We start from the raw sequence: 18,446 nt of genomic DNA, 5'->3' as shown, positions 1-18,446 counted from the left end.
GCCTCCCGAGTGACCCTCGCACCCCCCTCCGCCGCGCCCCCCGGCGCGACCACCAGCCCACGGCGCCGAACCCGGCGCCTCCTGGCGGGCCTCGCCGGCCTCGCCGTCGCCACCTCCGGCCTCGCGGTGACCACCGTCGCCCCGGCCGCGGCGGAGCCCGACGGCTCCGGCCTGGTCATCAACGAGGTGTACGGCGGGGGAGGCAACAGCGGCGCACCGCTGAACGCCGACTACGTCGAGCTGTTCAACCCCACGGACGAGCCGATCCGCCTGGCCGGCATGAGCCTCCAGTACCGCCCGGCGGCCTTCAACCCGTCGACCCAGACGCCCTCGGTGCTGCCGCTCGACGCGGCCCAGCAGGTCCCGGCGAACGACAGCTTCCTGGTCAAGGTCAGCAACCCGGGCGCGACGGGCACGGCCCTGTCGCCCGACCAGGACGGTGGCAACGCGCTGCCGATGGGCTCGAGCGGCGGTCAGGTGATCCTCGCGAGCAGCACGAGCGCGGTCACCGCCACCGGTGACCTGTCGGCGACCTCCGGGGTCGTCGACATGGTGGGCTACGGCGCGAGCAACACCGCCACCACGAGCTACGAGAAGAACGCCACCGGCGAGGCCCTCGGCAACGCCCTGGCCGCCGTCCGTGCGACCGAGGGTGTCGACTCCGACGACAACGCGCCCGACTTCACCTCCGCCGCCCCGGCGCCCGACGCCGCCGCGGGGGACACCACCGCCCCGCCGCTCCCGCCGGAGGAGCTGACGATCGCCGAGATCCAGGGCACCGGCTCCTCGACCGAGTACGCCGGGCAGACCGTCACCACCGAGGGCGTCGTCACCGCGGCGTACCCGACGGGCGGCTTCAACGGCTTCGTCATCCAGACCGGCGGCACCGGTGGGGCGCTCGCCTCCCGGACCGCCTCCGACGCGATCTTCGTGTACGGCGGCAGCTCCGGGTTCTCCAGCTACCCCGCCGTGGGCGACTCGGTCGAGGTCACCGGCACCGCCGGTGAGTTCGGCGGGCTGACCCAGATCACCCCGGGCGCCGACGGCTCCGTCACCGCGCTCGACACCGCCCTCCCGGCCGTCACGCCGACCACCTTCTCGACGTACCCGGGCAGCAACGCGGCGCGCGAGACGATCGAGAGCATGCTGGTCCTGCCGGCGTCCTCCGTGGCCTTCACGGTGACCGACACCTTCAACATCAACTCGTTCGGCGAAGTCGGCCTCGCCACCGGCACCACGCCGCTGGTGCAGCCGACCGAGACGATCGACGCGCAGGAGACCGCGGCCATCGCCGCGGCGAACGCGTCCAACGCCAACCGTCGGATCAATCTCGACGACGGCGCGAGCGTGAACTACACGAGCACGCAGAAGAGCGTCCCGCTGCCCTACCTGACCAAGGCCAACCCGATCCGGGTCGGCTCGCGGGCGACGATCACGCAGCCGGTCGTCATGGACTACCGCAACAACGTGTGGAAGTTCCAGCCGCGCAGCCGGATCACCGGCAACGACACCGCGCCGGCGACCTTCACCAACACGCGCAGCGCCAACGCCGCCCCCCGCAACGTCGGCGGTGCGGTGCAGCTGGCCACCTTCAACGTCCTCAACTACTTCCCGACCACGGGCGTGGAGTGGATCGACGAGGGCCCGGCCGACTGCGACGCGTTCACCGACCGCCAGGGCAACCCGATCACGGTCGACAGCTGCACGCCGGCCGGCCCGCGCGGCGCCTGGAACGAGGCCAACCTGGCCCGCCAGGAGGTCAAGATCGTCAAGGGCATCCTCGGCACCAACGCCGAGGTCGTCGCCCTCGAGGAGATCGAGAACTCGGCCAAGTTCGGCAAGGACCGCGACTTCGCGGTCGGCGAGCTCGTCGACGCCCTCAACGCCTCGGCCGGCGCCGGCACCTGGGCGTTCGTGCCCAGCCCGGACGCCTCGCAGCTGCCGTCGGTCGCCGACCAGGACGTGATCCGCAACGCGATCATCTACAAGCGGGCCGCGGTCCGCACGGTCGGTGCGTCGGCCTCCATCGGCGACGAGCCCGTCTTCGCGAACGCCCGGGAGCCCATGGCCCAGGTGTTCCGCCCCGTGGGCAGCGGTCCCGCCGGCGACTTCGCCGTCGTCGTGAACCACTTCAAGTCGAAGAGCACCTCGGGTGCCAGCGGCGACAACACCGACACCGGGCAGGGCGGCTACAACGGCGACCGCACCCGGCAGGCGACGGCCCTCGCGGCCTTCGTGGACGAGTTCACGGCCGACCGGGGCGTGGAGGCCGTCTTCCTCACGGGTGACTTCAACTCCTACACGCAGGAGGACCCGATGCAGGTCCTCTACGACGAGGGCTACAGCAAGATCAACTCGGACCAGCCGAACGACTACTCGTACTCGTTCTCCGGGCTGTCCGGCTCGCTGGACCACTTCGTCGCCAACGACGCCGCCCGCGCGCTCGTCACCGGCGCCGACTACTGGTCGATCAACTCCGGTGAGTCCATCGCCTTCGAGTACAGCCGGTACAACTACAACCGGACGCTGTTCTACGAGGACAACGTGTTCCGGGCCTCCGACCACGACCCGATGGTCGTGGGGATCCAGCCGCTCGAGGACGACCCGACGGTCGACCTGAACATCCTGAGCGTCAACGACTTCCACGGTCGCATCAACAACTCGACCGCCACGGACGGCAGCCAGACCGGCACGGCGCAGTTCGCCGGCACGATCGAGCAGATGCGCACGAACCTGCCCGGCGGTCGTGACCACACGCTCCTGCTCGGCAACGGCGACCTGTACGGCGCCTCGGAGTTCAACTCGGCGATCAACGACGACGAGCCGACCTTCGACGTGTTCAACGCGCTCGGCCTGGCGGGTTCCTCGGTGGGCAACCACGAGTTCGACGCCGGGTACGACGACCTGGTCGGCCGGGTGGGCGTCGAGGGTGACAAGCTCGTCGACTACCCCTACCTCGGGGCGAACGTCTACGAGGAGGGCACCACCACCCCGGCGCTTCCGGAGTATGCGACGTACGAGATCGACGGCGTCACCATCGGCGCCATCGGCGTCGTGACGCAGGAGACCCCGTCGCTGGTCAGCCCGGCCGGCATCGAGGGCCTCGAGTTCGGTGACGCCGCCGAGGCGGCCGACCGGGTCGCCGCCCAGCTCTCCGACGGCGACGACTCCAACGGCGAGGCCGACGTCCTGGTGCTGCTGGCCCACGCCGGTGGCCAGGGCTTCGCCGAGACCGCCACGTACGACGAGGCGGTCGCCGCCACGTCTCCCGACAGCGAGTTCCAGCAGCTGGCCGGGGTGAGCGACGAGATCGACGCGATCTTCAACGGTCACACCCACCAGGTCTACGCGCTGCGTCAGCCCAACGGCGCCCCGCGTGGTCGCGCCATCGTGCAGGCCGGCCAGTACGGCGAGCACGTCGGCCGGGTGACCCTGACCTTCGACCGCGAGTCGGGCGAGGTCACCACCCAGGCCATCGGGGTCCGTGACCGCATCACCACCCCCCGCGCCGACCTGGTGAACCGCTACCCGGTGGTCCGCGAGGTCCAGCAGATCGTCGACCAGGCGATCTCGGACGCCGCCGTCGTCGGCAACGTCCCCGTCGGTCGGATCACGGCCGACATCACCCGGGCCCGGACCTCCAGCGGGGGCGAGGACCGGGGCGAGGAGTCCACCGTCGGCGACCTCGTCGGCAACGCCCTGCGCGACGGGCTGCCCGAGAGCGCCGGCACGCCGGACCTCGGCATCGTCAACCCGGGCGGCCTGCGGGCCGACCTCACGTTCGCCGGCAACACGGCGAACAACCCGGAGAACACCGACGGCGTGGTGACGTACGCGGAGGCCAACTCGGTCCTGCCGTTCACCAACAACGTGTCGCTGGTGGACCTCACGGGCGAGCAGCTGCTCGCGGTCATGGAGCAGCAGTTCCAGCCGGCCGGGGCGGACCGTCCCTACCTGCACCTGGGGCTGTCGGACAACGTCCAGGTCACGATGGACCGCACCGCCCCCGAGGGTGAGCGCATCACGTCCGTCCGGATCGACGGCGAGGCGGTGGACCCGGCCGAGACCTACACGGTCTCGACCTTCTCGTTCCTCGCCGCCGGCGGTGACAACTTCACCGCCTTCACCGAGGGCGACGCCCGCGACACGGGTCTGATCGACCGTGACGTGTGGATCGGCTACCTGCAGGACGTCTCGCAGGGCGACGGCAGCGAGCCGATCGCTCCCGACTTCGCCCGCCAGCAGGTGGACGAGACCGGGCTGCCGGCCGAGCTGACCCCGGGCACGACCGAGACGTTCACCCTGAGCCGTCTCGACATGAAGTCCGCCGGCTCGCCGGCGAACACGACGGTGACCGCCACGCTGGTCGCCCCGGACGGCACCGAGACCGACCTGGGTCAGGTCGGGACCGTGTCCGGTGGCACCTCGCAGGTCAGCGTCGACGTCCCCGCCGACGCCCCCGAGGGCTCGGTGGTCGACTTCGTCGCCGGCCCCAGTGGCACGACGGTGACCGTCCCGGTCGCCGCGGGCGAGGAGCCGCCGATCGACGAGCCGGTGGACCCGACCCTCAAGGTCGTGGCCAACCCCCGTCCGGCGGTCGCCGGTCAGCCGACGAACATCGTCACCCGGGTCCAGGCCGAGCGCGACGGCACGGCACTGCCCGTGACCGGCACGGTCACCGTGACCCGCGACGGTCGCGTCCTCGGTTCCGGTGAGGTCGACGCCAACGGCCGCTTCAAGCTCACCCGCACGTTCGGGCCGGGCGCGAAGACGGTCGAGGTGACCTTCGACAGCGCTGACGACGCCGTGGTCAACGACGCCGGCCCGCAGTCGCTCACCTTCCGGGTGGTCGCGGCCCGCTGACCGGGGTGCGCTGATCCAGGCGCCCCACCCGCTGCACGACAGGAGCCGTCCCCCTCGGGGGGCGGCTCCTGCCGCGTCCGGAGGACCGCCCGGCCTCGCCGCCCGGCCTCCCGAGCACGGGCAGCTGCGCTGCCGTTTTGTCACAAACGGAAGGCAGAACCGGCCGGGAACTGCCGTTTGTGACGAAACGGCAGCTCATCCAGCCGCCACCACCGGTGCCGCGACCGGGCCCGGGTGACCGGGCGGCGTCGGGAAGAACCGGGCCTCTAGTAGCGTTGCGAGAACACTCGGGAAGTCGGCGACGTGGAGAGGAGGACCCCGTGGTGGTGTTCCGCAGCCTGCTGGGTCAGGTCCTCCGTCGCCTGCGCACCGAGCGCGGCCTCACGTTGCGCCAGGTCTCGGCCGACGCGAGGGTGAGCCTGGGCTACATCTCCGAGGTCGAGCGCGGCCGCAAGGAGGCGTCCTCCGAGCTGCTGGCGTCGCTGTGCGCGGCGCTCGACGTGGCGCTGTCCGACGTCCTGCGGGAGGTCAGCGAGCTGACCGCCGTCGAGGAGGCCGCACGCGTGCCCACGCCGATCGTCATCCCCGCTCCGCGGCGCGTCCCCAGCGCCAGCGCCGCCTGAGCGACCGCTCGCAGAGGGCCGCGCTCAGGACCGCAGTCGCAGGCCTCGCGGGGTCGACACGAACCCCGCCGCGTCCAACGCCTCCCGCAACGGGGTGGTGCCGGCCCCCAGCAGCTGGGCGCCGTCGGCCTTCTCGACCGTGAGCCGGCCCAGCGAGCCCGCGGCGACGGCGTCGGCGAGCGCCGCGGCCGCCGGGTTCAGGACCTGCGGGTCGTCGCTCCACGTCAGCAGGGTTCGGCCGCCGCGCTCGACGTACAGCACGAGGGCGCCGTCGACGGTCACCACCATCGCGCCGGCCTTGCGGCCCGGGCGGTGTCCCGTGCCGGTCGCGCCGTCCTCGCCGGTCTCCCGGTCCGGCCACGCCAGGGCCGCGCCGTACGGGCTGGCCGGGTCGGTCGCGGCGAGGGCCACGGCGACGGGCTCGGCGTCGGGGGCGAGCTCGGCGAAGGTCCGCAGCCGGTCCACGGACCCTGCGGTGCCGAACTGGGCGGCCCCGAGGCCCTCGACGAAGTAGCCGCGGCGGCAGCGGCCGGACTCCTCGAACGCGGAGAGGATCTTGTAGACCCCGGAGAACCCACCGGGCACCCGCTCGTTGACGACCGACCCGCGGACGACGACGCCGTACCGCTCGAGGAGGTTCTCCGCCGCGGCGTGGGCGCGGCGGGTCGGGTCGTCGTCGAGCGCGGGGAGGGCGGCCCACCGGCCGACGGTCTCCGGGGGGCCGGAGCGCGCCACCGCCCCGGGTCCGCCGCGACCGGGACGGCCGGGCCGGCGCGCGCGGGTCCGGGCGGGCGCCCGTCGGCTGCGGTGGGAGGTCCGCCCGCCGCCCACGAGGGCGCGCAGCGGGGCGAGCGTGTCGTTGCTGACCCGCCCGGCCCACACCAGGTCCCAGAGCGCGGCGGCGAGGGCGGTGTCGTCCGTGCTGCCGATCGCGTCGGCGAGCTGGCGGAAGAACCAGGCGCCGCCGGGCTCGAGCGCCTCGAGCACCTGCTCGGCGAGCTCGCTGCCCTCCAGGGCCGCGGCCGCCTCGTGGTCGGGCAGCGTCAGAGGGGCGATGTCGGCGGGGTGCAGCGAGACCCACCCGTCGGACCCGGCCAGCGAGCCGTGCCCGGACCACACGACCTCGCCCGAGGCGGTGAGCTCGTCGAGCATCGCGGGGGAGTAGTCCGAGACCCGGGCCGGCAGGACCAGCGACTCCAGCGCGGAGGCCGGGACGGGGGTGCCGGCGAGCTGCTCGACGGCGGTCAGGACGCCGTCCGTGCCCCGCAGGCCCGCGCGGCCGCCGCGGCGGCGCCCCGTGGCGGGGACGACGACGTGCTGCCAGGCGGCGGTGAAGCGGGCCAGCGCCTGGGGGTCGACGGGTTCGACCTCCTTGCGGAGCCGGGCCAGGGAGCGGCGCCGCAGCTTGCGCAGCACCTCGGCGTCGCACCACTCGGTGCCGGCCCCGGCGGGGCGGAACTCGCCGTCGACGACGCGCCCGGAGGCGGCGAGGCGCGTGAGGGCCTGGCGTACGACGGCGGTGCCGAGGCCGAGCCGGACCGCGACCTCGTCGGCGGTGAACGGGCCGTGGCTGCGGGCGTAGCGGGAGACCAGGTCGCCGATGGGGTCCTCGACGGGGTCGGTGAACGCGGACGGCGTGCCGGGCGGGACCGGGACGCCGAGGCCGTCGCGCAGGCGGGCGACGTCCTCTACGACGCACCAGCGGGCCTCGCCGGCGACACGCACCTCGACCACACGTCGCGCCTTCGCCAGGTCGGCCAGCCACGCCGCGACCTCGTCGGTGCCGGCCTCCTCGACGCTGCGCGCGGCGACCTCCTCGAGCGTCAGCGGGCCCAGCAGCCGCAGCATGTCGACGACCGCCTCGGCGTCGCGGCAGCGCCGGTCCTCGGCCAGCCGCTGCAGCTCGGCCTCGACCTCGGCGAGGACGTCGGGGTCCAGCAGCTCCCGGAGCTCGGCCCGGCCGAGCAGCTCGGCGAGGAGCCCGGGGTCGAGGGACAGCGCCGCGGCGCGCCGCTCGGCGAGGGGCGAGTCGCCCTCGTAGACGAACTGCGCGACGTAGCCGAACAGCAGCGTCCGCGCGAAGGGCGACGGTGACGACGTCTCCGCGTCCGAGACCGACACCTCGCGCCGGTCCACGCGGCGCATCAGCCCGACGAGGCCGGGCAGGTCGTACACGTCCTGGAGGCACTCGCGGACCGCCTCGAGCACGATCGGGAACGACGGGTAGCGGACGGCGACCTCGAGCAGCTGGGCGGCGCGCTGGCGCTGCTGCCACAGCGGGGAGCGGCGTCCGGGGTCGCGGCGGGGGAGCAGCAGGGCCCGGGCGGCGCACTCGCGGAAGCGTGACGCGAACAGCGACGACGAGCCGACCTCGGTGGTGACGATGTCCTCGATCTCGTCGGGCTCGAAGACGACGAGGTCGCCGCCGGGCGGCTCGGCGTCGGTGTCGGGGACCCGGATGACGATGCCGTCGTCCGAGGCGACCGCCTGTCCGTCGACGCCGTACCGCTCGCGCATGCGGGCGTTGATCGCGAGCGCCCAGGGGGCGTGCACGGGGGTGCCGTACGGCGAGTGGAGGACCAGGCGCCAGTCGCCCAGCTCGTCGCGGAACCGCTCGACGACGAGCGACCGGTCGCTGGGCAGCGTCGGGATCGCGGCGGTCTGCTCGTTCAGGTAGGTCACCAGGTTGTCGGCGGCCCACTCGTCGAGGTCGTTCTCCCGGGCGCGTGCGCGGGCCGTGTCGGGCGCCATGCCGGCGAGCTCGCGGGTGTAGGCGCCGATCGCCTCCCCGAGCTCGGAGGGACGGCCCAGGGAGTCGCCGCGCCAGAACGGCAACCGGCCCGGCACACCCGGCGCCGGGGTGACCAGCACGCGGTCGTGGGAGATGTCCTCGATGCGCCAGCTGGTGGCCCCGAGGGCGAAGACGTCACCGACGCGGGACTCGTAGACCATCTCCTCGTCGAGCTCGCCGACCCGGCGGCCGGGACCCTCGCCGCCGGCGAGGAACACGCCGAACATGCCGCGGTCGGGGATGGTGCCACCGCTGGTGACCGCGAGCCGCTGCCCGCCGGGGCGGCCCGTCAGGGTGCCGGCGACGCGGTCCCACACGATGCGGGGGCGCAGCTCGGAGAACTCCTCGGACGGGTAGCGCCCGCTGAGCAGGTCGAGGGTGGCCTCGAAGGCGCCGCGGGGCAGCTGGGAGAACGGGGCGCTGCGGCGTACCAGCGCGTAGAGCTCCTCGACGTCCCAGGCGTCCAGCGCGGTCATGGCGACGACCTGCTGGGCCAGCACGTCGAGCGGATTGGCGGGCACCCGCATGGACTCGATCGCGCCTGACCGCATCCGCTGGACGGCGACGGCGGTCTGGGCGAGGTCGCCGCGGTGCTTGGGGTACAGGACGCCGCGCGAGACCTCGCCGACCTGGTGGCCCGCGCGGCCGACGCGCTGCAGGGCACTGGCCACCGACGGCGGCGACTCCACCTGGACGACGAGGTCGACGGCGCCCATGTCGATGCCCAGCTCCAGGCTGGAGGTGGCGACCACGCAGGGCAGGACGCCGCGCTTCAGCTCGTCCTCGATGACGGCGCGCTGCTCCTTCGACACCGACCCGTGGTGCGCCTTGGCCACCAGCGGGGCCGCGCCGGGGGCGGTCCCGGACTGCCCCGGGTTCTGCGCGGCGGGGAGGTCCGGGTCGGCCGCGTCGTCGGCCGCGAGGCCCGCGTCGGTGGCGGCGATCTCGTTGAGCTTCGCGGTCAGCCGCTCCGCGAGGCGCCGGGAGTTGGCGAACACGATCGTCGAGGAGTGCGCCACGACGAGGTCGTGGACGCTGCGCTCGACGTGGGGCCACAGCGACCCCGAGCGCTCGGGGTCGGCGGGCGTGCCCGGCGCGTTCCTCCCCGGGCCCGGCCCGGAGCCGCCGAAGAGGTCGGCGAACGGGTCGGAGTCCTCCTCGGGCGCCGGCGCCGCGTCCTCCGCGGGTGGCTCGGCCGGCGGCGGGGACGGCGGCGCGGCGAGCCGCGAGTCGTCGTACGGCGCGGGCTGGGCCATGTCGGCCACGGGGACGACAACCGTGAGGTCCCACTCCTTGGTCGTGGGCGGGGCGACGACCTCGACGGGCGCCGTCCCGCCGAGGAAGCGGGCGACCTCCTCGTGGGGTCGCACCGTCGCCGACAGCCCGATGCGCTGCGCGGGCCGCTCGAGCAGCCCGTCGAGGCGCTCGAGGGTGAGCGCGAGGTGGGCGCCGCGCTTGGTGCCGGCGACCGCGTGGACCTCGTCGACGACCACGGTCTCGACGCCCCGCAGCGACTCCCGCGCCTGCGAGGTCAGCATGAGGAACAGCGACTCCGGCGTCGTGATGAGGATGTCCGGCGGCCGGCTCGCGAGGCTGCGACGGTCGGCGGCCGAGGTGTCCCCGGAGCGGAGGCCCACCGCGACGTCGCGGAGCGTCTCGCCGAGGCGGTCGGCGGTGTGGCCGATCCCCGCCAGGGGCGCGCGGAGGTTGCGCTCGACGTCCACGGCCAGCGCCTTCAGCGGGGAGACGTACAGCACCCGGCAGCGGTGCTGCGCCTCCTCGGGAGGAGCGGTGGTCAGCAGGCGGTCCAGCGACCACAGGAACGCCGACAGCGTCTTGCCCGACCCCGTCGGGGCGACGACGAGGGCGTGGCGTCCGCTCCGGATCGCCGCCCAGGCCCCCGCCTGCGCCGGGGTGGGCTCCGCGAACGCCGCCGCGAACCACGTCCGCGTGGCGGGGCTGAACGCCTCCAGCGCCGCCTGCTCGTCGCTCACCCGACCATCCTCTCCGACACCACCGACAGCCGCGCCGGGACGTCCGCGCACCCGAGGGGGTACCCAGGCCGGCCCGTCGTGCCGGTCCGGCTCCGGTCGACGCAGGTCAGGGGAGGGTCACGAGCATCCGCTGGTAGAAGGCCATGTCGATCCAGCCGCCGAACTTCCAGCCGACGCCGCGGAAGGTGCCGACGTGCTCGAAGCCGCAGGCGACGTGCAGCCGCTCGCTGGAGGGGTTCGGCAGCGCGACGGCGGCGATGGCGGTGTGGACCCCGGAGACGGCCATGGTCTGCAGCAGCGCCGGGTAGAGCATCCGGCCGATCCCCTGGCCGCGCACGGAGTTGTCGAGGTAGATCGAGGTCTCGCGGGTGTAGTCGTACGCCGGCCGCGGGCGGAACGACCAGGAGTAGGCGTAGCCGACCACGTCGTCGTCCTCGGTCACGGCGACCAGCAGGTGGTCCCCGGGGTGCTGACCGTCGAGGCGTGCCCGCCAGTAGTCCAGGTCCGGTGGTTCGAGGTCGAAGGTGGAGTGGCTGTGCTCCACGGCGTGGTTGTAGATCGAGGCGATCGCGGCGAGGTCGCGCTCGGTCGCGGAGCGGGTGGCGTAGCCGGGCATCCGGCCATCATCGCAACACCGGCCCCTGGGCGCCCCTGGCCCCGGCTGGGAAGATGTCGGGCGTGAGGCACACGGAGCTGGACGCGCGCCTGCGGGAGGCCCTGGGCGACGGCTACGCCGACTTCTGGGCCGGACGGACCGTCATCGCCGCCCTCGACGGCCGCACGCCCCACCAGGCGCTGGCCGACGGCGTGCCCCCGAAGCAGGTGTGGGCCGCCGTGTGGGAGGTCCTCGGACTGCCCGCGTCCCAGCGCTGAGCGCCGCTGCTGGCAGAGTTCCGCCCGTGAGCACCCCTTCCGTCGAGCCCAGCGTGCAGCCCACCGCCGACGTCGCCGTCATCGGCGGGACCGGCTTCTACTCCTTCCTGGACGACCCCGTCGAGCACACCGTCTCCACGCCGTACGGCGACCCGTCGTCGTCGATCGCGATCGGCACCGTCAACGGGCGGTCGGCGGCCTTCCTCCCGCGCCACGGGCAGCACCACGCCTACCCGCCCCACGCGATCAACTACCGCGCGAACCTCTGGGCGCTGCGCTCCCTCGGCGTCCGCCAGGTGCTGGCGCCCTGCGCCGTCGGCGGTCTGCGCACCGAGGTGGCACCGGGCGACATCGTCGTCCCCGACCAGCTCGTCGACCGCACCTTCACCCGCACCCAGTCGTACGTCGAGACCGGCGCGGTGCACCTGCCCTTCGCAGACCCGTACTGCGCGCGGCTCTCCGCCGCCGTGCAGGGCGACGACGTCGCCCACGGCGGCACGATGGTCGTCATCGAGGGCCCCCGCTTCTCCACCCGCGCCGAGTCGCAGCACTACGCCGCGCAGGGCTGGACGCTGGTCAACATGACCGGCCACCCCGAGGCGGTCCTCGCCCGCGAGATGACCATGTGCTACTCCGCGGTCGCGCTGGTCACCGACATGGACGCCGGCGTCGAGGAGGGCTCGGGCGTCTCCCAGGACGAGGTGTTCGCGCTCTTCGCCTCGCGCATCGAGCGGCTCAAGGAGCTGCTGGGCGCCACCATCGGCGACCTGCCCGACCCGGACGGCTGCTCGTGCGCCGCTTGGACCGACGGCGTCGACGTCACCTACGAGATCCCGGGCCGCTGATGCGCGTCCTGCTCACCGGCGCCGCCGGTTTCATCGGCGCGAGGATCACCGACCAGCTGACCGCCCGCGGCGACGAGGTCGTCGGCGTGGACCTCATGCTGCCCGCGGCCCACGGCTCGGCCACCGCGCCCGAGGGCGTCCACCAGCTCGACGTCCGCGACGCCGGCGCCTGGGGCGAGCTGCTCGACGGCATCGACGTCGTGTGCCACCAGGCGGCCATGGTCGGCGCCGGGGTCACCGTCGCGGACATGCCCGAGTACGCCGGCCACAACGACCTCGGCACCGCCGTCCTCATGGCGGCGATGACCGAGCACGGCGTCGACCGGCTCGTGCAGGCGTCCTCGATGGTCGTGTACGGCGAGGGGCGCTACGCCTGCGCCACGCACGGCCACCAGCTGCCCGGCACCCGCACCACCGACGCCCTCGACGGCGGGGCCTTCGAGAACCCCTGTCCCGTCTGCGGCGAGCCGCTCGGGTGGGAGCCCGTCGACGAGGACGCCCGCCTCGACCCCCGCAGCAGCTACGCCGCGTCCAAGGTCGCCCAGGAGCACTACGCGGTCGCGTGGGTGCGGCAGGCGGGCGCCGCGGCGGTCTCGCTGCGCTACCACAACGTCTACGGCCCCGGCATGCCCCGCGACACGCCGTACTCGGGGGTGGCGGCGATGTTCCGGTCCGCCCTGGAGCGCGGCGAGGCCCCCACGGTCTACGAGGACGGTGGGCAGATGCGCGACTTCGTCCACGTCGACGACGTGGCGCGCATGAACGTGCTGTCGATCGACGCCGTGCGGGAGGCGCCGACGCAGTCCCACGCGGCGTACAACGTGTGCTCGGGGGAGCCCGTGGCGATCCTCGACGTCGCCCGCCGCGTCGCCGCCGGCACCGGCAGCGGGATCGAGCCGGTCGTCACCGGCCAGTACCGCCTCGGCGACGTCCGCCACATCGTCGCCTCCCCGGCCCGCGCTGCCGCCGACCTCGGCTTCACCGCCCAGGTCGGCCCCACCGAGGGCCTCGCCGCCTTCGCCACGGCGCCGCTGCGCAGCTGACCGCTGCTGGGGCGCGTGGGGCGTGTGGGTTTCTTGGGGCTCGTGGGGCGTCGGCCGGGGTTTCACGGGTCGGCTGGTGAAACCCCCCGAAGGCTTCTGAGACCAGAGTGACCACCGCGCCCAGAGGGACGCGTGTGACTCACCGACCGCGGCGGGCCGCGCGACCTACCAGGACGTGTAGAAGAGGTGCTGGACGACGAGCGCCACGACCATGCCGAGCCCGAGCAGGGGCGTGCGCCAGCGGGCGGGGAGCAGGGCGGTGGCGAGCAGGAGCCACGGCACGAACGGCAGCCAGATCCGCTCGACCTCGGCCTTGCTCATGCGTGACAGGTCGGCGGCGAGGACGACGGCGGTCATCGCCAGCGACAGGGCCACGGTCACCGCGACCGCGCGGCGGTCCGTGCCCGTGTCGGCGGCCACCTCGTCGAACCGCGAGGGCCGCATCGTGGCGAGCCGGCCGAGGCCGGCGCCGACGGCGGGTCCGGCGGCGTACGCGAGGGCGCCGAGGTTGCCCCACATCCAGTACGCCGCGGGGCGGTCGGCGGCGAGACCGTCCCAGTAGCGCTCCTGCAGGACGGGGAAGGCCTCCCACCAGTGGAAGCCGTAGAACGAGAAGACGAGGACCACGACCAGCGCGCTGGCGGCGATCACGGGGAACAGCCACCACGACCGGGTCAGCCACAGGATCGTCAGCGCGAGGATGCCGATCAGGCCGATGCCCCAGGACGTCATCACGGTCCAGCCGAGCGTCAGCCCCGCCGCGACGGCCCAGGCGGCCATCGCGCCGCGGGAGGCGCGCGTGCCCGCGATCGCCATCAGGGCCAGGCCCCAGGAGGCGGTGACCGCGATGAGCGCGTCGGCGGAGACCGCGGCGAACAGGGCGGCCGGCCCGAGCACGAGGAAGGGCAGGGCGCGGCGCACCATCGCCTCGGCGCCGAGCGCCCTCATCGCCACCATCAGGGCCAGGGGAGTGGTGGCGGCGGCGACGGTCACGATGATCCCGGCCGTCCAGTCGTCACCCAGCCCGAGGCGGTCGAGCCACACGAAGTACAGGAACATCCCCGGCGGGTGGCCGGCGATGTGGACCACCCAGTTCTGCGGGTGGGCGTACGGGATCCGCTCGGTGAACCCGTCGATCATCGCCGGGATGTCGTCGATCTCCCGGGCGGTGATGAGGTACTCGTACGGGTTGCCGAGCACCCGCGAGATCCCGGACGAGCCGTCGACGTACGCCAGGGACAGCATCCAGGCCAGCCCGACGACGAACGCGACGGCCAGCAGCGGACGCCACGACAACCGCTCCGCGACCCGTCGCGCGCCGACGAGGGCGGCCAGGGCAATGACGACGGCGGGGATGGTCCCCGGGCCGACGTTGGGCGACCAGCGGGAGTGCAGCGGCGGGAACTCGCGACCCTCGATCGTCGAGTGCGTCCACACCTGCCACCCCGTCAGCAGCGGGACGGCGGTGGAGGCTGCCATGATGACCAGGGTCACACCGAGACCGAGGGCGGCGCCCCGGGCGGAGGCCGCCTCCGGCGTGGTCGAGGTCTCGTCGGCTCGCCGGGTGGTCGACATGCCGGGGAGCCTAGGAGATGCTCCAACCGCGTCCGACATAGGTTGTCCCTCATGTCGTCGACCGAGAAGCAGTCGTCGGGCGAGCAGCCCTGCTGCGATCTCGTCCTGCCCTGCAAGGACGAGGGCCCGGCGCTGCGCGGTCTCCTGCCCCGGATCCCGGGCGCCTTCTCCGTCATCGTCGTCGACAACAACTCCACCGACGACACCGCGGCGGTGGCCGCCGAGCACGGCGCCCTCGTCGTCCGCGAGACCGTGCCCGGGTACGGCGCCGCCGTCCACGCCGGCGTCGAGGCGGCGACCCGCGAGTTCCTCGCCGTCATGGACGGCGACGGGTCCTTCGACCCCGACGAGCTGCTGGTCCTGCTGGACGACGTGCGCGCCGGCCGGGCGGACATGTCCGTCGGCCGACGCCGCCCCGTACGACGGGGCGTGTGGCCCTGGCACGCGCGTGCCGGCAACCAGCTGATCGTCGCCTGGCTGCGCCGCCGCATCCGCATGGACGCCCACGACATCGCCCCCATGCGGGTGTGCCGGCGGCAGGAGTTGCTCGACCTTGACGTGAAGGACAGGCGCTTCGGTTATCCTGTCGAGCTGTTGCAGAAGGTGACCCTGCACGGTTGGCGGGTGAGCGAGCACGACGTCGGCTACCACCCCCGCGCCGAGGGCACCCGCTCCAAGGTCTCCGGGTCGGTCACCGGAACGGTGCGGACGGCTCGGGATTTCTGGAAGGTGCTCTCATGACGACGTGGCAGGCCCACGCCCTGGTCCTGGCGAAGGCGCCGGTGGCCGGTGCCGTGAAGACGCGCCTGGGGGCCGACATCGGCCTCGAGGAGGCCGCCGAGGTGGCCGCCGCCTCGCTGCTGGACACCCTGCGCGCCGCGACCGACGCGTTCGGCGCCGAGCACTGCCACCTCGCGCTCGAGGGGGACCTGGCCGCGGCGGTGCGCGGTGAGGAGCTGACCGCCGCCGTCGCTGGCTGGCACGTGGTGCCGCAGCGCGGCGAGCAGCTGGGTGAGCGGATCGCCGCCGCCCACGAGGACACCGCCCACGCGATCGACGCGTCGGGCGCGGGAGGGACGACGGTGCAGATCGGGATGGACACGCCCCAGGTCACGGGGGCCGCGCTGCGCGCCGCCGCCGCGACCCTCGACACCGCGGAGGCAGCCCTCGGGCCCGCCGAGGACGGCGGCTGGTGGGTGCTCGCGCTGCGCGACCCCGCCCGGGCCGCCAGCCTGGCGCCGGTGCCGATGTCGACACCCACGACGTACGCCGACACGCGTGCGGCGCTCGTCGCCGCGGGCGTCGAGGTGGCCGACCTGCCGGTCCTGCGCGACGTCGACACCGTCGCCGACGCCGAGGCCGTCGTCGGCCTCGCCCCCGACGGGGAGTTCGCCCGGGCCTGGGCCGGCCTCGCCGCCCGGGTCGGCTCGACGGACGTGGGTGCCACCCGATGAGCCTCGAGCCCGCGGACGACGTCCTGGCCGACGCCGGCGTCACCTCCGACGCCTCCTTCACCAACGTCTTCGCCGCCGCCCTGCGCGGTGAGGCCTGCACCGTCGTCGGCATCGGCGACGCCCCCGAGCACCTGCCGGTCTCCGAGTGGAAGCGCGAGGCCGACGAGGCCGACCGCGCGCTGCTCGCGCTGTGCGAGGGCCCGACCCTCGACATCGGTTGCGGCCCCGGCCGGATGGCCGAGCACCTCTCCGAGGTCGGCCACACCGTGCTGGGCATCGACGTCGTCCACGAGGCGGTCCTGCAGACCCGGGACCGCGGCGTGTCCGCGATCGTCCGCAACGTCTTCGACACCCTGCCCGGCGAGGGCCGCTGGCAGACCGCGCTGCTCGCCGACGGCAACATCGGCATCGGCGGGGACCCCATCGCGCTCCTCGGACGGATCAAGGAGCTGCTCGACCCCGGGGGTCGGGTCGTCGTCGAGCTCTCCCCGCCCGGTGCGGGCTTCGTGACCATGTGGGCCTGCCTGGAGTCCGGCGGCCTGCGCAGCCGTCCGTTCCGCTGGTCCGTCGTCGGCACGGACGCCGTCGACGAGGTGGCCGCCGAGGTGGGCCTGTCCGTCCAGGAGTTCCACCAGCACGGCGACCGGTGGTTCACCGTGCTCGTCTCGTCGAGCTGAGGACAGCGCCCGTGGCCGTCCGCACGCCCTCGCAGACGGACTTCACCTCCCGGTTGCACAGCCCGGCCGTCGCCGCGCGCGTCGGCACGTGGCTCGGCATCACCTTCGGGATCTGCTTCCTGACGGGCCTGGTCAGCCACTGGGCCCAGGTGCCGGACCCGCTGGTGGCCTTCCCCACGCGGCCGGCCTGGGGCTACCGCGTGACGCAGGGGCTGCACGTCATCACCGGCACCGCCGCGATCCCGCTGCTGCTCGTCAAGCTGTGGACCGTCTACCCGCGCCTGTTCGGGCGGGTCGTCGCGTGGCCGCCGCGGGCGGCCGTCGTCCACGGGCTCGAGCGGCTCGCGACGCTGGTGCTCGTCGCCTCCGGCGTCTTCCAGCTCGTCACCGGGCTGATGAACTCCACCCAGTGGTACCCGTGGGAGTTCTCCTTCCGGCCCACCCACTACGCCGTGGCGTGGCTGGCGATCGGCGCGATCGTCGTCCACGTCGCGCTCAAGCTGCCGGCCATCCGCGGCGCGTACGCCCGCGACGTCGAGGAGGACGACCCCGACCACCCGCCGCCGTACGACGTGGAGCACTCGCGGGACGGCGTGATGAGCCGACGCGGCCTGCTGCGCAGCACCTGGCTCGCCGCGACCGTCGCCGTCGTGGCCACCGCCGGCGCCACCGTCCCGCTGCTGCGGAAGGTCTCCGTGCTCGGGGTCCGCACCGGCGACGGGCCGCAGGGCCTGCCGATCAACCGCACCGCCGTCGCGGCGGGCGTGAGCGAGGAGGCCACCGGGTCGTCCTGGCGGCTCACCGTGCTCCGGGGCGACTCCGGACGGCGTCTCACGCTCGACGACCTGCGCGCGCTGCCGCAGCAGACGGTCGAGCTGCCGATCGCCTGCGTCGAGGGGTGGAGCGCCTCGGCCACCTGGACCGGACCCCGCATGAGCGACGTCATGGCGCTGGTCGGCACCAGCGGCGCCGACGTCGGCGTCTACTCCCTGCAGACGCGGGGCGCGTTCTCGACGTCGCGGCTGCCTGCGAACTTCGCCGACGACCCCCTCACGCTGCTCGCCCTCGAGGTCAACGGGGAGACGCTGTCGCCGGACCACGGCTACCCCTGCCGGATCATCGCCCCGAACCGGCCCGGCGTCCTTCAGACCAAGTGGGTCACCCGGTTGGAGACGCTGTGAGCGCCGGGCGTCTCGTCCTGGCCGTCGTCGGCACCGCCGTCGCGGCGTACGGCGGCTTCCTGCTGGTCCACGACCGTCTCGACGACCTGCCGTCCGCCCTGGTGTGGCTGGTCGGGGGAGCGCTGGTGCACGACCTGCTCCTGGCGCCGCTGGCCCTGCTCGTCCTCGCGCTGCTGGGCCGGCTGCTGCCGGCGTCGTGGCGAGCGCCGGCCGGGGTGGCCTTCGTCGTCCTGGCCACGGTCACCGTGCTGGCCGTGCCGTTCCTCGGCCGGTTCGGTGCGCTGCCCGACAACCCGACGCTGCTGGACCGGGACTACACGACCGGCTACCTGGTGCTGGTCGGCGTCGTCCTGGGGCTGGTCCTCGCGGGGGCGCTGGTGCGCTCGGCGCGTCGCCGCTCGCGCCCGGAGGACCTCAGCGCCCCGCTGGACGAGGCGCCTGCCGACCGGCGCGACCAGACACGCCCCGACACGCCGTAGCGCTCCTGCCGCGTCGAACATCTGTTCGTTACTGTGGTGTCCACAGGC

13 protein-coding genes are annotated in these 18,446 nt (G+C 74.0%); 10 read left to right on the top strand and 3 right to left on the bottom strand.

Annotated elements, in window-relative coordinates; translation table 11 throughout:
- The first annotated feature begins 9 nt into the window (after positions 1-9).
- Together Q0858_RS17620 and Q0858_RS17615 are read left to right on the top strand one after the other, a co-directional pair.
- Positions 10-4,863, top strand: a complete 4,854-nt coding sequence (locus tag Q0858_RS17620) for an ExeM/NucH family extracellular endonuclease (protein ID WP_299057217.1) — start codon at positions 10-12, stop codon at positions 4,861-4,863.
- A gap of 320 nt (positions 4,864-5,183) precedes the next feature.
- On the top strand, positions 5,184-5,486 hold the full coding sequence (locus tag Q0858_RS17615) for a helix-turn-helix transcriptional regulator (protein WP_299057214.1): 303 nt from the start codon (positions 5,184-5,186) through the stop codon (positions 5,484-5,486).
- 24 nt (positions 5,487-5,510) lie between these two features.
- Here Q0858_RS17615 and Q0858_RS17610 read toward each other — a convergent pair whose 3' ends face one another.
- Positions 5,511-10,271, bottom strand: a complete 4,761-nt coding sequence (locus Q0858_RS17610; protein ID WP_299057212.1) for a DEAD/DEAH box helicase — start codon at positions 10,269-10,271, stop codon at positions 5,511-5,513.
- A gap of 106 nt (positions 10,272-10,377) precedes the next feature.
- The gene (locus Q0858_RS17605) at positions 10,378-10,887 is read right to left on the bottom strand and encodes a GNAT family N-acetyltransferase (RefSeq protein ID WP_299057210.1); all 510 of its coding nucleotides are present in this window, start codon (positions 10,885-10,887) and stop codon (positions 10,378-10,380) included.
- Positions 10,888-10,949: 62 nt separating this feature from the next.
- Between Q0858_RS17605 and Q0858_RS17600 the strand changes: the two genes are divergently transcribed.
- The 3 genes from Q0858_RS17600 to Q0858_RS17590 are packed head-to-tail and all read left to right on the top strand — an operon-like array spanning position 10,950 to position 13,032.
- Positions 10,950-11,144: a DUF3046 domain-containing protein gene (locus tag Q0858_RS17600; protein ID WP_299057208.1), complete on the top strand. Its 195-nt coding sequence runs from the start codon at positions 10,950-10,952 to the stop codon at positions 11,142-11,144.
- Positions 11,145-11,170: 26 nt separating this feature from the next.
- Positions 11,171-11,989, top strand: coding sequence for an S-methyl-5'-thioadenosine phosphorylase (locus Q0858_RS17595; protein ID WP_299057206.1), 819 nt, complete (start codon positions 11,171-11,173; stop codon positions 11,987-11,989).
- Positions 11,989-13,032, top strand: a complete 1,044-nt coding sequence (locus tag Q0858_RS17590; RefSeq protein WP_299057203.1) for an NAD(P)-dependent oxidoreductase — start codon at positions 11,989-11,991, stop codon at positions 13,030-13,032. Before Q0858_RS17595 ends, Q0858_RS17590 begins: the two co-directional genes overlap by 1 nt.
- 165 nt (positions 13,033-13,197) lie before the next feature.
- Here Q0858_RS17590 and Q0858_RS17585 read toward each other — a convergent pair whose 3' ends face one another.
- Complete coding sequence (locus Q0858_RS17585) at positions 13,198-14,607, bottom strand: hypothetical protein (RefSeq protein ID WP_299057201.1); 1,410 nt, start codon at positions 14,605-14,607, stop codon at positions 13,198-13,200.
- A gap of 51 nt (positions 14,608-14,658) precedes the next feature.
- Here Q0858_RS17585 and Q0858_RS17580 point away from each other — a divergent pair, with 51 nt between their 5' ends.
- Genes Q0858_RS17580 through Q0858_RS17560 form a run of 5 tightly spaced genes read left to right on the top strand, consistent with a single transcriptional unit; the run spans position 14,659 to position 18,398 of the window.
- Positions 14,659-15,348: a glycosyltransferase family 2 protein gene (locus tag Q0858_RS17580; protein ID WP_299057198.1), complete on the top strand. Its 690-nt coding sequence runs from the start codon at positions 14,659-14,661 to the stop codon at positions 15,346-15,348.
- Positions 15,345-16,061 carry a DUF2064 domain-containing protein gene (locus Q0858_RS17575; protein WP_299057194.1) on the top strand — a complete coding sequence of 239 codons (717 nt, stop codon included), beginning with the start codon at positions 15,345-15,347 and terminating at the stop codon, positions 16,059-16,061. The genes Q0858_RS17580 and Q0858_RS17575 overlap by 4 nt, the downstream gene beginning before the upstream one ends.
- The gene (locus Q0858_RS17570) at positions 16,058-16,738 is read left to right on the top strand and encodes a methyltransferase domain-containing protein (protein WP_299057191.1); all 681 of its coding nucleotides are present in this window, start codon (positions 16,058-16,060) and stop codon (positions 16,736-16,738) included. The genes Q0858_RS17575 and Q0858_RS17570 overlap by 4 nt, the downstream gene beginning before the upstream one ends.
- Before the next feature lie 11 nt (positions 16,739-16,749).
- Positions 16,750-17,919, top strand: a complete 1,170-nt coding sequence (locus tag Q0858_RS17565) for a molybdopterin-dependent oxidoreductase (RefSeq protein ID WP_299057188.1) — start codon at positions 16,750-16,752, stop codon at positions 17,917-17,919.
- Positions 17,916-18,398 (top strand): hypothetical protein, encoded by a 483-nt coding sequence (locus Q0858_RS17560; protein WP_299057185.1) that lies wholly within the window; start codon positions 17,916-17,918, stop codon positions 18,396-18,398. Before Q0858_RS17565 ends, Q0858_RS17560 begins: the two co-directional genes overlap by 4 nt.
- Positions 18,399-18,446 lie beyond the last annotated feature (48 nt).

The organism is uncultured Nocardioides sp. (assembly GCF_947489365.1).
Lineage (GTDB): Bacteria > Actinomycetota > Actinomycetes > Propionibacteriales > Nocardioidaceae > Nocardioides.
The sequence above is the reverse complement of the archived record's forward strand: the minus strand, read 5'-3'. Positions and strand labels throughout refer to the sequence as shown.

Bases quoted from the DNA above. Each gene is read 5' to 3' on its own strand.
- Q0858_RS17580 (WP_299057198.1), top strand. From the start codon at position 14,659: ATGTCGTCGACCGAGAAGCAGTCGTCGGGCGAGCAGCCCTGCTGCGAT.
- Q0858_RS17590 (WP_299057203.1), top strand. From the start codon at position 11,989: ATGCGCGTCCTGCTCACCGGCGCCGCCGGTTTCATCGGCGCGAGGATC.
- Q0858_RS17605 (WP_299057210.1), bottom strand. From the start codon at position 10,887: ATGCCCGGCTACGCCACCCGCTCCGCGACCGAGCGCGACCTCGCCGCG.
- Q0858_RS17585 (WP_299057201.1), bottom strand. From the start codon at position 14,607: ATGTCGACCACCCGGCGAGCCGACGAGACCTCGACCACGCCGGAGGCG.
- Q0858_RS17570 (WP_299057191.1), top strand. From the start codon at position 16,058: ATGAGCCTCGAGCCCGCGGACGACGTCCTGGCCGACGCCGGCGTCACC.
- Q0858_RS17575 (WP_299057194.1), top strand. From the start codon at position 15,345: ATGACGACGTGGCAGGCCCACGCCCTGGTCCTGGCGAAGGCGCCGGTG.